This is a genomic window from Microbulbifer jejuensis, assembly GCF_047289955.1.
In the GTDB taxonomy this organism is placed as follows: Bacteria; Pseudomonadota; Gammaproteobacteria; order Pseudomonadales; family Cellvibrionaceae; genus Microbulbifer.
This window is the reverse complement of sequence record NZ_JBLBUB010000024.1, coordinates 36,976-51,468: the sequence shown is the minus strand read 5'-3', so window position 1 is coordinate 51,468 and position 14,493 is coordinate 36,976. Positions and strand designations below refer to the sequence as shown.

At 61.5% G+C, this 14,493-nt stretch carries 14 protein-coding genes; 2 read left to right on the top strand and 12 right to left on the bottom strand.

Going from position 1 to position 14,493, the window contains the following annotated elements; genetic code table 11:
• Positions 1-74 precede the first annotated feature (74 nt).
• Positions 75-893 (bottom strand): LytR/AlgR family response regulator transcription factor, encoded by an 819-nt coding sequence (locus ACL7TT_RS15370; RefSeq protein WP_299944755.1) that lies wholly within the window; start codon positions 891-893, stop codon positions 75-77.
• A gap of 4 nt (positions 894-897) precedes the next feature.
• Positions 898-1,986 carry a sensor histidine kinase gene (locus tag ACL7TT_RS15365; protein ID WP_413396709.1) on the bottom strand — a complete coding sequence of 363 codons (1,089 nt, stop codon included), beginning with the start codon at positions 1,984-1,986 and terminating at the stop codon, positions 898-900.
• A gap of 119 nt (positions 1,987-2,105) precedes the next feature.
• Between ACL7TT_RS15365 and ACL7TT_RS15360 the strand changes: the two genes are divergently transcribed.
• Complete coding sequence (locus tag ACL7TT_RS15360; protein ID WP_413396707.1) at positions 2,106-2,567, top strand: EVE domain-containing protein; 462 nt, start codon at positions 2,106-2,108, stop codon at positions 2,565-2,567.
• A gap of 36 nt (positions 2,568-2,603) precedes the next feature.
• Here ACL7TT_RS15360 and creD read toward each other — a convergent pair whose 3' ends face one another.
• The 7 genes from creD to bioD all read right to left on the bottom strand — a co-directional run bounded on the left by creD (position 2,604) and on the right by bioD (position 9,848).
• The gene (gene creD, locus ACL7TT_RS15355) at positions 2,604-3,950 is read right to left on the bottom strand and encodes a cell envelope integrity protein CreD (RefSeq protein WP_299944749.1); all 1,347 of its coding nucleotides are present in this window, start codon (positions 3,948-3,950) and stop codon (positions 2,604-2,606) included.
• A 125-nt stretch (positions 3,951-4,075) separates the two neighbouring features.
• A complete protein-coding gene (gene creC / locus ACL7TT_RS15350; RefSeq protein WP_413396704.1) occupies positions 4,076-5,500 on the bottom strand; it encodes a two-component system sensor histidine kinase CreC in 1,425 nt (474 codons plus the stop codon).
• A gap of 1 nt (position 5,501) precedes the next feature.
• Positions 5,502-6,188 (bottom strand): two-component system response regulator CreB, encoded by a 687-nt coding sequence (creB, locus tag ACL7TT_RS15345; protein WP_299944745.1) that lies wholly within the window; start codon positions 6,186-6,188, stop codon positions 5,502-5,504.
• 108 nt (positions 6,189-6,296) lie between these two features.
• Positions 6,297-6,965, bottom strand: coding sequence for a nitroreductase family protein (locus tag ACL7TT_RS15340; RefSeq protein WP_299944743.1), 669 nt, complete (start codon positions 6,963-6,965; stop codon positions 6,297-6,299).
• Between the two features lie 8 nt (positions 6,966-6,973).
• The gene (locus ACL7TT_RS15335; RefSeq protein WP_299944741.1) at positions 6,974-7,165 is read right to left on the bottom strand and encodes a DUF3094 family protein; all 192 of its coding nucleotides are present in this window, start codon (positions 7,163-7,165) and stop codon (positions 6,974-6,976) included.
• A 108-nt stretch (positions 7,166-7,273) separates the two neighbouring features.
• Positions 7,274-9,055, bottom strand: a complete 1,782-nt coding sequence (locus ACL7TT_RS15330; RefSeq protein ID WP_413396701.1) for an acyl-CoA dehydrogenase C-terminal domain-containing protein — start codon at positions 9,053-9,055, stop codon at positions 7,274-7,276.
• 106 nt (positions 9,056-9,161) lie between these two features.
• Positions 9,162-9,848: a dethiobiotin synthase gene (gene bioD, locus ACL7TT_RS15325; protein ID WP_413396699.1), complete on the bottom strand. Its 687-nt coding sequence runs from the start codon at positions 9,846-9,848 to the stop codon at positions 9,162-9,164.
• Positions 9,849-10,083: 235 nt separating this feature from the next.
• Here bioD and ACL7TT_RS15320 point away from each other — a divergent pair, with 235 nt between their 5' ends.
• The gene (locus ACL7TT_RS15320; protein ID WP_413396697.1) at positions 10,084-10,572 is read left to right on the top strand and encodes a L,D-transpeptidase family protein; all 489 of its coding nucleotides are present in this window, start codon (positions 10,084-10,086) and stop codon (positions 10,570-10,572) included.
• On the opposite strand, the gene bioC is transcribed toward ACL7TT_RS15320, so the two are convergent.
• Genes bioC through bioB form a run of 3 tightly spaced genes read right to left on the bottom strand, consistent with a single transcriptional unit; the run spans position 10,563 to position 14,346 of the window.
• The gene (gene bioC, locus ACL7TT_RS15315; protein WP_413396696.1) at positions 10,563-12,110 is read right to left on the bottom strand and encodes a malonyl-ACP O-methyltransferase BioC; all 1,548 of its coding nucleotides are present in this window, start codon (positions 12,108-12,110) and stop codon (positions 10,563-10,565) included. The two genes, ACL7TT_RS15320 and bioC, sit on opposite strands and share 10 nt — an antisense overlap.
• Positions 12,107-13,300: an 8-amino-7-oxononanoate synthase gene (gene bioF, locus ACL7TT_RS15310; RefSeq protein ID WP_413396694.1), complete on the bottom strand. Its 1,194-nt coding sequence runs from the start codon at positions 13,298-13,300 to the stop codon at positions 12,107-12,109. The genes bioC and bioF overlap by 4 nt, the downstream gene beginning before the upstream one ends.
• On the bottom strand, positions 13,297-14,346 hold the full coding sequence (gene bioB, locus ACL7TT_RS15305) for a biotin synthase BioB (RefSeq protein ID WP_299944798.1): 1,050 nt from the start codon (positions 14,344-14,346) through the stop codon (positions 13,297-13,299). The genes bioF and bioB overlap by 4 nt, the downstream gene beginning before the upstream one ends.
• Positions 14,347-14,493: the final 147 nt, after the last annotated feature.

Below are 14,493 nucleotides of genomic sequence, written 5' to 3'. Positions count from 1 at the left end.
AAGGGCTTTGCGGCTAATCGACCGGAGTTGTCGACCAAGCCATAGATGATATTTTTACTGGCACTGCGCCTGGGTTACAAAAAGTGCTGCACCTTGCTTTTATAGCTGCGGCTCATTTTCAGGCATTCGCCGTTCTCCAAAACCAGATGATATTCGCCGTTAATGTGTGCGCGAATTTCACGTACCCGGCTCAGGTTCACAATGGTGGAGCGGTGAATACGCTGGAATAAGGTTGGGTCCAGCTGCTGTTCCAGCTCCTTCATGGTAATGCGCATCACATGGGTTTCACCACGGGCGTGCACGCACATATAGTCCCCGGCGGCATCAATCCAGTCGATCTCGCGCGCCGGTACCAGGGTGATCTTGCCGGAATCCTTCACCGCGATCTTATCCGGATAGGCACTACTGGCAATCTGACCACTCACCAGCTTCTGCTCCAGCACCTCGGGAGATTGCCGGGTCAAATCCGCCACCGCCTCCAGCAGCTGCTCCCGTTGCAGGGCAATATCCGCTGTGGCAATTTTTTCCTGCACGCGGTCCAGTGCCAGCTCCAGGCGCTCCTCCTCAATGGGCTTTAACACATAGTCCACAGCATTGATTTCGAAAGCCTTCACCGCATACTGGTCGTAGGCGGTCACGAACACCACCTGTGGCAGCTGTTCCATGGGAATCTGCTGCACCAGCTGCAGGCCGTTGATACCCGGCATCTGGATATCCACAAAAGCCACATCCGGTTTCAGTTTGAGGATCTTTTGCAGAGCCTCGCGCCCATTGCCACACTCAGCGATCACCTCCACACCGGGCATCTGCGCCAGGCGCAGGCGCAACCCGCGGCGCGCCAGGGGTTCGTCATCGACAATAATTGCGGTCAGGCTTTCATCAACTGCGCTCATTTCTTTATTCCTGTTCGTAGGGGATGCGAATATTCACCGACAGGCCACCCCCGGTCCGGTTGCCGAAACGCACCCTCTGGTCATCGCCAAACAGTGCCTGCAGGCGCTCACAGGTGTTGCGAATACCCACACCACCGCCCTTGCCAATCCGGCGCAGTGTCTCTTCCGACATACCGGGGCCATTGTCGCTGACCTCCAGTAATAACTCCCCGGCGAAAACCCGCGCCTTGATACTGATCTCACCGCCCCACTCCCGCTGCGAGATACCGTATTTAATCGCGTTTTCCACCAATGGCTGCAGCAGCAGACTCGGCACCAGGGCGCGGGGCGATTCTCCCAGCAACTCCAGGCGCACACCCAACCGGTCGTCAAAACGCACCTTTTCGATATCCAGATAGAGCATCAGTGCCTCCACCTCCTTGGCCAGGGTGACCTTCTGCATCGGGTCATTGTCCAGAGAGTGGCGCAGAAACTGCGACAGGCGCGTCACCATGGTATTGGCGGTGCGCCCTTCGCTATCGAGGATCAGTGTGGAAATGGCGTTCAGGGTGTTAAACAGGAAATGGGGATTCAACTGGTAGCGCAACATTTTCAACTGGGCCTGGTGCGCCATCGCCTCCGCGCGCAGGATCTTGGCCTGCTGGGTCTGGGAAGCGCGGTAATACTTAATGCCGTAATAGAGCGCTGCCCAGGTGGTGAGAATCAGGAAGGAATAGGAAAACCAATAGGTGGCCAGCACCGCCGGGTGCTCTTCACTCTTGTTGCCGTAAAGCCACAGGGAACCACTGAACTTGATCGCCGCCCACACAGCCGCCACCACCAGCACCAGCAGCAAAGAGCCCAGAAAGCGGGTAGCCGGCGGTCTGTTCCAGAGACGCTGGAAACCCGCGTGCATAGCCTCACTCAGGAGCACCCCGGTGGCCGTGGCCACGGCGATGTAGCCCATGTGTAACCAGTGGTCCTTAACCCAGAAAAAACTGCCCACAAAAGTCAGCAGGGTGTAGCCGCCCCAACCACTGAGCTGCAGGGCCCAGTACTTGGACCGGTGACTGGACAGGCGCCGTGAAAGCCACTGAAATGCTATGTTTCCCATAATCTCCCGCTGGCAGGTATGAAAAAGGCGTCGATTTGACACCGTTGTATGGATTCATACTAAATGGCACAGATCGCCAGCGAAACACCAACCGGCGCAGCACAGGGACAAACTGCCGCATGGCATTCTGGTTATTCAAATCCGAGCCCAACGAATACAGTCTGCAGGACCTCGCCGCCGAGCCAGGTGGCCGCGGTTGCTGGGATGGAATTCGCAACTACCAGGCGCGCAACTACCTGCGCGACCGGGTCGCGCTCGGCGATGGGGTGCTGTTCTATCACAGCGCCTGCAAGCAACCCGCGGTGGTAGGCACCGCCGAGGTCGTGCGCGCCGCCTACCCGGACCCGGCCCAGTTCGACCCCGACAGCCGCTACTTCGACCCCAAGGCCAGCACCGACAAGCCCCGCTGGTATTGTGTGGACCTGACCTGGCGCGGTCAGTTTGCGCAACCATTGCCCCTTATCGAAATCAGGAAAAACCCGCAACTCACAGAGATGGTACTGGTGAAACAGGGGCGCCTGTCGATCCAGCCGGTACGCAAAGCGGAGTGGGAGACCATCCTGGCGTTGGGCGGTCTCTGAAGCTGTCGCGGCACCCGCGGCGCCGCGACAGGGTATTCACTCCTGTTTGGGGGAATCGCGACCCACGCTGTACCAATCCAGCTTGCGGGTCAGCACCATGGTGCAGCCGAGTACCGCGAACACCAGCACTGACCCCATCAGCAGGGCATAGTCCTCGGCGCTGAGCAGGCCATAGAGCAATCCGTACAGGGCCGCCAGCAACGCGGAAAAGCCCAGCCCCCGCCGCCAACTGCGCAGTACCGAGCTGGTGTAGAAACCAATCAGGCCCACGCACACAGCGGCGGACAGCCCATAGGCCAGGGCGAAGGCAATGTGCTCAGCAAGCGATAACAGCAACAGGTAAAACAGCGCCAGTGCCAGACCCACCAGCGCGTATTGCACCGGGTGCACCGCCAGACGCTTCAAAATCTCAAACAGGAAAAAGGTGGCGAACGTCAGGGCGAGAAACAGCAGCGCGTATTTAATCGCACGGTCGGTTTTCAGGTACCGGTTAACCGGATCGAGGAAACTGACTCCGAAACTGCGATTGCGCAGGCCGGCACACTCACTCTCCTGCCCACAGCCTTGCAGCACTTCCTCCAGGTTGGTGGCAAAGAAACTGGTCTGCCACTCTGCGCTGAAACCGCGCTCGGTCACCTCGCGGCGGCTGGGCAGATACTCGCCCACAAAGCTGGGGTGCGGCCAGTCGGCACTCAGCATCACCTGGCTGTCGCGACCTACCGGCACCAGTTGCAGCTGCTCTGTGCCCTGCAGATTGAGATCGAAGGCAAACTCCAGGGTCTGGCCGCCCTCGCGCTCCAGCGCCGGCAATACTGCGTGCACGCCGGCACCGAGTATGGGGGCGCCGCTGCCGGGGGCAAACGCCAGGGCTTTACCATTCAGATGCAATTTCAAGCCGTTGCGGATACCGCGAATATCGCTGATACCAACAGCGAGAAACGGTGTCTCAAAACGGTACTGGTCCAACTTATCCCCCAGCCCCAGGCGCGCCGGCGTGCGGAACAGACCACCGACCCGGCTATCACTGTGGTACAGGAGGGCCTTGTAGATGCCCCTTGCGCGCCATTCGGTGCCAAGTGTCGCATCAAAAGTGAAACGCTCCGGTAAAAAATACAGGTGCCCGCTCATTTCCCGCTGCTCCTGATACTGCTCACCGGTGCGGTCATGGATTTTCAACCGCTGCACAGTCCTTGTATAAGGCAACACCAGAATGGGCCCGACAACGGTCTGGCTGTAGCTCGAACTGCGGGCAATATCCTGTACTACCTCCCGCTGGTATTGCTGTCGTTCAGAAATCAGTCCGCCGATCATGGTCAGGGGAATCAGCAGCAGCAATATCAAAAGGGCGATGGCACCCAACTTAAAAACCAGGATTCGGTTCATGCTTCAGTCCTCACTGTTGAATTTCGAGCTGCCGAGTCTGAAGCGCCAATATGGGGAATCGATGGGGAGAATAAGGGGAATGGATGGAGACTGTGTGGGGTCTGGTGGGGCGGCCGCGCTGTCTCTCAGGCACCGGGCAGGTCGAGGCGCACCTCAACACCGCCCGCTGCATTGCCGATCGCCAGGGTACCGCCGTGCAACCCGACCACCTCCTGTACAAAATTGAGCCCGAGACCGGTACTTTTGCGCCCGCCGCCGGGCCGCGGCAGTGAATAGAAGCGCTCGGTCAGGCGCGCCAGGGCGTATTCCGGAATCGCCACGCCCTGGTTGTACAGGCAAAGAACAATGTGTGCCCCGCGCCGCTCGGCAACAAAGCGGATCAGGCCGCCGGGGGGCGTGAAGTCCAGTGCATTATCCAACAGGTTAGCCAGTGCCTGGCGCAACAGGAAGCGCTCGCCGCACAGCCGCAGCGCCGGATCCAGCGCCTGTTCTATGCGCACACCGCCGGCGGTGATACGCGCTTGCCGGCCCTGCACCAGCTCTTCCACCAGAGCCGCCAGCGGCACTGCCACCCGCTCCTCCAGGCCCTGGCGCTGCTCCACCTGGGCCAGGTGTAACAGGCGTTCAATCAACTGCTGCAAGCGCCTGCTCTCCCGCTGGATATTGGCCGCGAAACGTCGGCGTTGCGGCGCCGGCAGATCGCTGTCGAGCAGCTCGGCTGCACCGCGAATAGCCGCCAGGGGACTCTTCAATTCGTGGGTCAGGGTATGGACGTAACGCTCCACATAGGCTTTGCCCTCCAACTCGGTGCGCATATGCTCCACAGCCATCGCCAGCTGCCCCAGTTCGCCGCCGGGTAGCCGCGGCAGCTCGGCGCGGCTACCCGCACTGACAGCCTGTGCGTAGCGGGTCAGTTTGCCCAGCGCGCTGCTGAGCCACCAGGACAGCAGCGCGCCGACCAGCAGACCGAGGGCGATCAACCCCACACCAAACCACCGCAGGCGCCGCTGCGATCGCTCAATATAGGGTTGCAGGGTGCGGTTGGGCTTGGCCACCGAGACCACACCGATGATCTGTTCGCCATCGAGGATCGGCGCTGCCACATACATCACCGAGGATTCCGGATTATCCGGATCTTCGTGGGTGGTGCGCGCGCCATAGTCGCCGCGCAGGGTCAGGTAGACATCGTTCCAGCGCGAATAGTCCTGACCCAGGGCCCGGCCGCTGGAATCCAGCAGGACCCTGCCGGAGGCATCGGTGACATAGATACGGTGGTTGACTGCACGCTTGGTCAGCCCCCAGATATTCGCCTGCGGCTGGCGCCGGCCATAGGCCTCGAGCAACTCGGGCCAGTGGCTCTGAGCCAGGCTCCCGGCCTTGACCTCATCGTGCAGAATTTCCGCTAATAGGTTGGCGGTGTCCACCAGGGTTTCCTCGGTGGACTGGCGCACACCGGGTTGGATTTCGTCTGTCACGGTACTCAGTACGAACCAGCCGGCCAGGCCGACGAACAGGAAATAGACCGCAAAGATGCGTATGCCCAGTGGCATCTCAGTGCGCCGAGGAACAGCTGTAACCCAGCCCGCGGTGCGTCTGGATCGGCTTGGCGGCGGGGGACACCACCCGCAGTTTTGCGCGCAGTCCCTTGATATGGCTATCGATATTGCGCTCGTAACCGGCCTCGGGAGCCACCCCCAGGGCGTTGAGCAGTTGCTCGCGGGAAAATACCCGCCCGGGCTGGCCCAGCAGGGTTTCGAGCAGGCGGAATTCATGGCGGGTCAAAGGCAGCAACTGGCCGTGGAAATGGACCTGGTAGCGCAGCAGGTCGATGCGAAAAGGCCCCAGGGGCGCCCCTGCAGTGGGCTTGTCGGTGTGCGGCGCCATGCGCCTGAGGATAACCTTGACCCGCGCCGCCAGTTCGCGCGGACTGAAGGGCTTTACCACATAGTCGTCGGCGCCGATCTCCAGGCCCACCACCCGGTCTATCTCCGCGTTGCGTGCGGTGAGGAAGATGACCGGTACCTCGGAAAAACGGCGCAGGCGCTTGCAGGCCTCAAAGCCGCTGATATCCGGCAGCCCGACATCCAGGATGACCAGGTCGAACTGTTCGCGCCCGAGCAGCGCCAGCGCTTCACCGGCCAGCGTCACCCAGTGGGTGGCGAAGCCCTCCGCCTGCAGGGCGTAAACCAGAGTGTCGGCGATTGCGGCTTCGTCTTCGACGATCAGTATTTTTGACATGGGGCCCACGCTCAAACGCTCCCGGATTCTCAACCGACTCTGTGCCCTTGGAATACACCCTTTTGCATACAATACAGGGTGCTATGCCAGCCCTTAGTCCTGGGAACCTCACAGGAAGTCCGCAATCTCCTCCAACGGCTTTTTGTCGATTGCCGGCACCTCGGCCCCCTCCGCCGGCAGCCCGGCCACCAGGAGCATATAGGGCTTTTCCGTGGCGGGACGCGCGAGGATATCATTGAGAAACTTCATCGGGCTGGGGGTGTGGGTCAAGGTGGCCACTCCGGCATCGTGCAGGGCCGCAATCAACATCCCCGTGGCAATGCCCACCGATTCCGCAGTGTAATAGTTCTTCCGACGCGCACCGGAGGCATCACTGGAAAACTTTTTCAAAAAAATCGCAATCAGGTAGGGGGCTGTCTCCAGGAAAGGTTTGTGCGCATCGGTGCCCAGGGGCTCCAGGGCATTGAGCCACTCCTCCGAGGCGCGGCGCTGGTAGAACTCGCGCTCCTCCTCTTCCGCAGCCAGGCGGATACGGCGCTTGATACCGGCGCTCTCCGCCACCACGAAGTGCCAGGGCTGCATATTGGCACCGCTGGGCGCGCTGCCCGCCGCGCGCAGCGCATTCTCAATCACCGCTCGGGGCACCGGCCTGGAGGAGAAATCCCGCACCGAGCGCCGCCGGCGCATCAACTGGTAGAATTCCGCAGCGCGGCTGCACATTTCGGCCTCTTCCAGGTGCGTGAAATCCAATGGCTGAAAGGATTTTTCTGTATTCATAGGTCCCCCTAAACAACGCCCTTGGCCCGAGCGATCAACAGGCTGAGCAGGGATAGCAGTGTCAACACCACCACGATCACCAACAGCAGCAACCAGGGGCGAAAAGGGCGGCGCTCGACCCGGTTGACGCCGCTGTTGAGGTACTTTTCAACTCTGGCCTGGTCCTCGTCGGACAGCTTTTTCGGTGGGGTATCGGACATGGGCACTTTCCCGCATTATTATTGCGCCCCGATTGTAGGGGAAAGCCACAGGCGACTCTAGCAAAAAGCCCCGCGCTGCGGGGCTTCCCGAGTGGCGTTTCACAGTATTTAGAACAGCGCGTCCTCCATATCCATCAGGGCTGTGCTGCCGGCATTGACGCTGGCAGCCAATGCCTGAGTACGCGGTAGCAGGCGGGCAAAATAGAAGCGCGCGGTTTTCACCTGGCCGCGGTAGAAACTGTCCGCCTCCTGCTTGGCCTGCGCCACAGAAACCACCTTCGCCCACATAAAGGCGTAGGCCACATAGCCGAACAGGTGCAGGTATTCCACCGAAGCCGCACCCGGCGCGCAGGGATCTTGCCGGGTGGCCGCAATCATTTTTCCGGTAGCGTCGCGCAGGCACTGCAACGCTGTCGCAAGGGGCTGGATAAACTCCGCCATCGCCTCGCGATCCACTTCAGTGTCGATAAGCTCCTGTACGTCCGCGGCAAACAACTCGAACAGGGAGCCGCCGTTGGCAACGGTCTTGCGGCCCACCAAATCCAGGGACTGGATGCCGTTGGTGCCCTCGTAAATCTGGGTAATGCGCACATCGCGCACCAGTTGCTCCTGGCCCCACTCGCGGATATAGCCGTGGCCGCCGAGCACCTGCTGTCCGAGCACGGTGCAGTCGAGCCCCATATCGGTGGTAAAGGCTTTGGCGACTGGCGTCAGCAGGGCCACCATGGCCTCGGCATTTTTCCTCGCATCCCCCTCACCGAACTTGGCGATGTCCAGCCATTGGGCCACATAGGTGGACAGGGCGCGACCGCCGCCCACCAGGGCTTTCTGGGTCAGCAGCATACGGCGCACATCCGGGTGCACAATAATCGGATCAGCAGCTTTTTCAGGCTGCTGCGCGCCGGCGGGCGAACGGCTCTGGATACGATCGCGCGCATACGCCAGGGCATTCTGGTAAGAGCGTTCAGAGGCACCGAGACCCTGGATACCCACACCCAGGCGCTCGTAGTTCATCATGGTGAACATGGCCGCGAGACCCTTGTTCACCTCCCCCACCAGCCAGCCCTGGGCGCCGTCGAAGTTCATGGCGCAGGTAGCGGAGGCCTTGATACCCATCTTGTGTTCAATGGAACCGCAGCTCACATTGTTGTGCTCGCCAAGGCTGCCGTCCTCATGCACCTTGTATTTGGGGACCAGGAACAGGGAAATACCCTTGGGTCCTGTGGGGGCATCCGGCAGCTTGGCCAGTACCAGGTGAATAATATTTTCGGAGAGATCCTGGTCTCCGCCGGTAATAAAAAGCTTGCTGCCGGTAATGCGGTAGCTGCCGTCCTCGCGGGGCTCGGCCCTGGTGCGGATCATGCCCAGGTCGGTGCCGGCGTGAGGCTCGGTCAAATCCATGGCGCCGGCCCAGGTGCCCTCGTACATCCTGGGCAGGTATTTCCGCTTCAGCGTTTCGCTGGCATGGGCATTGATCGCCAGGCAGGCGCCGTTGGTCAGCACCGGGTAGAGGGCGAAGGAGATATTCGCCGCATTGAGCATCTCCTCAACCTGGGCCCCCAGCATCTTCGGCATCCCCATGCCACCGTATTCGGGGTTGCCCAGCAGCGCGCCCCAGCCACCCGCACAAAAAGTGGCATAGGCCTCCTTAAAGCCCGCCGGTGTGGTCACCTCACCATCGCGCCAGTGGCAACCCTCTTCGTCGCCGCTGCGGTTAATCGGGTCCAGGGTATTGGCGGCCAGCTTGGCCATTTCCTCCAGAATCGCGTCGGCGGTCTCGCGATCCACGGCCCCGGCCAGTTGGGGCAGTTCCGCCCAGAGTTTTTCCGCGGCAAATACCTCGTGCAGCAGGAAGTGCATCTCCCGCAGTGGCGCCTTGTAGTCGGCCATGCTCCCGGTCCTCATTCCAGTGTTTCAAACGCTTGTTTGAATCTAGGTGCGCAGGCGCCCAAAGTCAACCGCTTTGAGCGCGCGCGAGCCCCTGGGGAAATGCGGGTCAGGAGGGCAGCAGCGGGCGGATATCCAGATGTTGGGCCACCGCCTGGTAATCCCGGGTCTCACTGTGGGGCACCACCCCGAGCAGGGGCGCGGGCAGCAGCGCTTCCAGGGTGGCGAGGTTCTCCTCTGCGCGCGCCATCCCCTCGCAGACAAAGTTGGCCACCCAGCCGGCCAGCGGCAGGCCGTCGCTGCGGATGGCCTCGGCGCTCAGCAGGGCATGGTTGATACAGCCGAGCTGCATCCCCACCACCAGCACCACCGGGGTATTTAATTCCCGTGGCAACTGGGACAGGAAGGCCCTGGGGCCCAGCGGCGTGCGCCAGCCCCCGGCGCCTTCAATCAGCACCAGGTCGGCACCGGCGGACATCACACCGCGGCAGACGCCGGCCATACGCGCAGGGCTCAACTGCTTGCCCGCTTCAATAGCGGCAATATGGGGGGCGATGGGGGGCTCCAGGGCGAAGGGATTCACCTGCGGGTAGCTCAGTTCCAGGGTCATGGCCTCCTGCAACAGCAAGGCATCCCCGTTGCGCAGTCCGGCTTCGGTGCGCGCGCAGCCGGAGGCCACGGGCTTTATCGCCGCGGTCTGAAGGCCCGCATTCGCAGCTGCGGTGAGCAGGGCTGCGCTTACAAAGGTCTTGCCCACTCCGGTATCGGTACCGGCAACAAAATAGGTTCTGCCCAAGGCCGCCGCCTCCCCTGATCAAAAAAGTGTACATTTTTTCTTATAGTGGCTTTTCACGCCATCAACTTGATGGTAATTTACTCATGTAGCGCAAATTTTAAACAAATCAAACCGAGCACTGATAACAAAGGCACGGGGTTGCGCTGACAAAATAACCCCCTCAAAAGGGGAAACTGCCCTGCAGGGACGCGGTAAATCCGGAAATAACTGAAAACATTCAAACAGCTTAAAGACCATGCGATACCTGACGATTGCCCTGATGCTGGTGGTGCCCCTGCTCGCCTCAGCGAAAGTGACCCCTGTCGACCATGTTGCGGTGTACAAATCCAAGAAGCTGATGCAGCTGATTCGCAACGGCCGGGTGGTGAAAAGTTACACCGTCTCCTTCGGCGATAACCCCAGGGGACACAAGGTCCGCCAGGGGGATGAGCGTACCCCCGAGGGCCGCTACACCCTGGACTGGAAGAACCCCAACAGCCGCTTTTACCGCTCTATCCACGTGTCTTACCCGAACAAACAGGACCGCGCGCGCGCGGCCAGGCTGGGTGTCAGCCCCGGCGGCGATATCATGATCCACGGCATCAAACCCGAGTGGTCCTATATGGAAAAGCACCTGCGCCGCAACAACTGGACCGATGGCTGTATCGCGGTGGCCTCCAACCGGGAGATGGATGAGATCTGGGCCCTGGTAAAGACACCCATCCCCATTGATATCTACCCCTGATCGCCCCCGCGGGCAAGCTTCAGGTAAATAACCTCGTAACTCACCGGCAGCCCCCGGGGCTGCCTGAGGCCCTCATAGGCCGCCTCCAGGCGCTGCAGTCTGGCGCGCCCGGTCATTCCCCGCCTGGCGGCACGGTTGATATTGTGCGCCCCCACCCCTTTCAATTCCTGCATCAACTGACGCAGGCTGTCGAAGTACAACAGGCGCTGTTCCCGCTGCACCTCTCCCTTCAAGCCGGATTGCCCCGCGGCATCGCGCCAATCGGCCAGGGGCAGAAAGCGGTTGACGTGTACACCGGTGTCCACCTGGGCCCAGCTGCTGCTCAGTTCCGCCAGGGTGCCGGGCCCCAGCGTGGCCACGAGGCAATGGCCGCGCGGCGCCAGGACCCTGTCGAATTCTGCAAACAGCTGCGGCAACCGGTAACACCATTGCAGCGCCAAACTGGAAAACACCAGATCCACACTGCCGTCCGCGAGGGGCAGCTGCTCCGCATCCGCGGCGATATAACCATCCGCATGCGGCTGCTCCCTGCGCGCAAAGCGCAGCATAGCCTCGGCCAGATCCAACGCGACAATACGGGCTTGCGGAAAGTGCCGGCGCAGCAGTGCGCTGCCAAAACCGGTCCCACTGCCCAAATCGACAATGGTGCGCGGCACCCAGCGACGCTCCGCCATGTTCCCAAGCCGGCCGCACACCGCCCGCTGCAGGTGGGCGCAATCGTCATAGCTGGCAGCGGCGCGGCCAAAAGAGCGCGCCACCGCGGACTTGTCGAAGGGCTCCGCCGCCAGGGCAGCAGTTGAGGACAGGCCCTGCACAAAATGCCGCAACCACCCCGCCACCTGACGCGGCTGTGACAGGTGCGGCTTGTGACCACAACCCTCCATCACCGCTACCGGGGCACCACTGGCACGTATTTCCTCCACAGCCACCTGGGGCACCAGGGCATCATTCCCGCCAAACAGGTACAAGGCGGGGGTTGCCAGCTTCTGCAGCAAATCGCGATTATCCAGCCCGGCCAGACAATCCAGGGACTGTAACCAGGCCTCCGGGTTGATATTGGGCCTGCGCCCCTTCAGGTGTTTGAGCAGGGCGCGCATGGCGTTGTCACCCTGGGACTGCAGGGCACAAAACCGCTCCCAGGTCCCGTCGGGGTCCCGCACAAAGGCGGCGCGAAAATTCTCAAAGGTGCGCCGGGGCATACCCGGCCAGTTATCCCGTTCCACGAAACAGGCATTCGCAGAAATAGTGATTATCCCACGGATTTTTCTTTGTCCCGGTCTGGCTGCCAGCTGCAGGGCCAGCATGCCGCCGAGGGAATGCCCCACCAGCACACAGTTGCGTGGCAGTGACTGGTAGAGCTGTTGCAACAGGGCTGGTTGCTGCGGCCAGGGCTCAGCACTGCGTTCGCCAAAACCCGGCAACCCCATACAGTGCAGGGGCAGCGCCAGCTGTTCGCGCACCGCCGCAAGTAGCGGCTGCCACGGACTCCTGTCCCCATCCCAGCCGTGCAGAAACACCAGGTTCTCAATCCGGCTCACAGACGCACCGCGTTATTTTCCCGCAGCACTGTGGCCAGGGCCTCGAGTAGCGCATCGATCTGGCTGTGGCTGTGCGCGGCACTCAGGGTAATGCGCAGGCGAGCGGTGCCTGCGGGCACCGTGGGTGGGCGTATGGCACCCACCATAAAGCCCTGCCGCTCCAGCGCCGCCGACACCGTCATCACGGTTTCTGCACAGCCGATCGGCAGCGGCTGTATAGCACCGGGAGCATCTGTCAGGGGTAAATTCTGCTGTGCGGCACGCCGGCGGAAATACTCGATATTCCCCTCCAGTCGCTGGGCCAGTTGGGGCTCGCTGCGCATCAGATCAATGGCCGCGACACAACCGGCGGCCACCGCCGGCGCCATGCCGGTGGTATAAATATAGGGACGGGCAAACTGCACCAGGTAATCAATCAGCGCGCGGGAACCGGCCACAAAGGCCCCGGCATTGCCGGCGGCCTTGCCCAGGGTGCCCATCACAACCGGCGCTTGAGACTGGCCGAGGCCCACCGCGGCGCAGCTGCCAGCCAGTGGCAATTGTCCGCTGCCCATCACCCCAAATCCGTGTGCTTCATCCACCATCAGCCAGGCACCATATTCCCGGCACAGGCCGGCAATCTCCGCCAGCGGCGCAAGGTCGCCATCCATACTGTAGACACCATCCACCGCCACCAGGATATTGCCGCCGCGCCCGGCAGCGCGCTGTAACTGGCGATGCAGTCCCTCCAGGTCGTTGTGTGGAAAACGCAGGCTGTTGGCACCGCACAGGCGCGCACCATCGATCAAAGAGGCATGGTTGAGCTTGTCGGAAATCATAGTATCGGCGCGACCCAACAGCGCGCAGAGTGTGCCCATGTTGGCCATATAGCCACTGGAAAACACCAGCGCAGCCTCGCGCCCGGTGACTTCGGCAAGGCTGTGCTGCAATTGTTGGTGGATCTGCAAGTGCCCGTTGACCAGGTGGGAGGCAGTGGCGCCGGCGCCCAGTTCGGCACCCGCCTGCTGGGCACTGATGACTTCGGGGCGGGTTGCCAGCCCCAGGTAATCGTTACTGCTGAAGGCGAGCAGTTCGCGACCATCCACCCTGGCCAGGGGACCCGGCACCGAATCCAGGGTTTTGACTTCCCGGTATAGGTTACGCCGGCGCCGCTCATCGAGACGCTGGCGCAGAATCTGGTCCAGGGTCATTTGGCCGCGTCGTAGAAAAACGCATCATCCTTCTGCTCGCTGATCCGGGCGTTCAGCTCCGCTTCCACTTCAGACTCATCACTGTACTGCTGGTACTTCTCCGGCTGGATCCCCAAGCGGCTGAACAGCTGCATATCCTTATTGGCTTCGGGATTGGCGGTGGTCAGCAGTTTTTCCCCATAGAAAATGGAGTTGGCTCCGGCCAGGAAGGCCAGCGACTGCATCTCGTCGCTCATCTGCTCGCGCCCGGCAGACAGGCGCACATGGGACTTTGGCATCATCATTCGGGCCACGGCGATACAGCGGATAAACTCGAAGGGGTCCAGGTCTTTCTGTTTTTCCAGGGGGGTGCCGGCAACCCGTACCAGCATATTGATGGGCACCGACTCCGGGTGTTCGGGCAGGTTGGCCAGCTGCATCAGCAGGCCGGCGCGGTCCTTGTCGCCCTCGCCCATGCCGACAATACCGCCGGCACAGACTTTCATACCGGCTGCGCGCACCCGACCCAGAGTCTCCAGGCGATCCTGGTAAGTGCGGGTGGTGATAATCTCGCCATAATATTCGGGCGAGGTATCGAGGTTGTGGTTGTAGTAATCCAATCCTGCCTCGGCCAGCTTCTGGGCCTGTTCATCATTGAGCATACCCAGGGTCATACAGGTTTCCATACCCAGCGCCTTTACGTCGCGCACCATCTGGGTGACATAGGGCATGTCTTTTTTCTTGGGCGAGCGCCAGGCAGCGCCCATGCAGAAGCGGGTGGCACCACCGGCTTTGGCCGCGCGGGCCTCCTCCAGCACCTTCTCCACCTTCATCAGCGTTTCCCGCGCAAGGCCGGTATCGTAGCGGGCACTCTGCGGGCAGTAGGCGCAGTCTTCCGGGCAGGCGCCGGTTTTGATGGAGCAGAGGGTACTCACCTGCACCCGGTTCGCATCAAAGTGCATCCTATGCACCTGCTGAGCGGTGAACATCAGATCGCTAAACGGCATGGCGAAGAGATCCAGAACCTGCTGACGGGTCCAATCGTGGCGAATCTCGGCGGCGGGCATTTGCTGAGCGGCGGTCACAGGGCTTACTCTCTCTGTTGCTGGCATTGTGTGTGTTGGTGAGATTCGCACGGGGCCAATCGGCGGGCTCTAATTGGCAATGGCACGCGCGACCGGACAAGCTGGCCAGTTTAGCCGCGGCCCAACCGC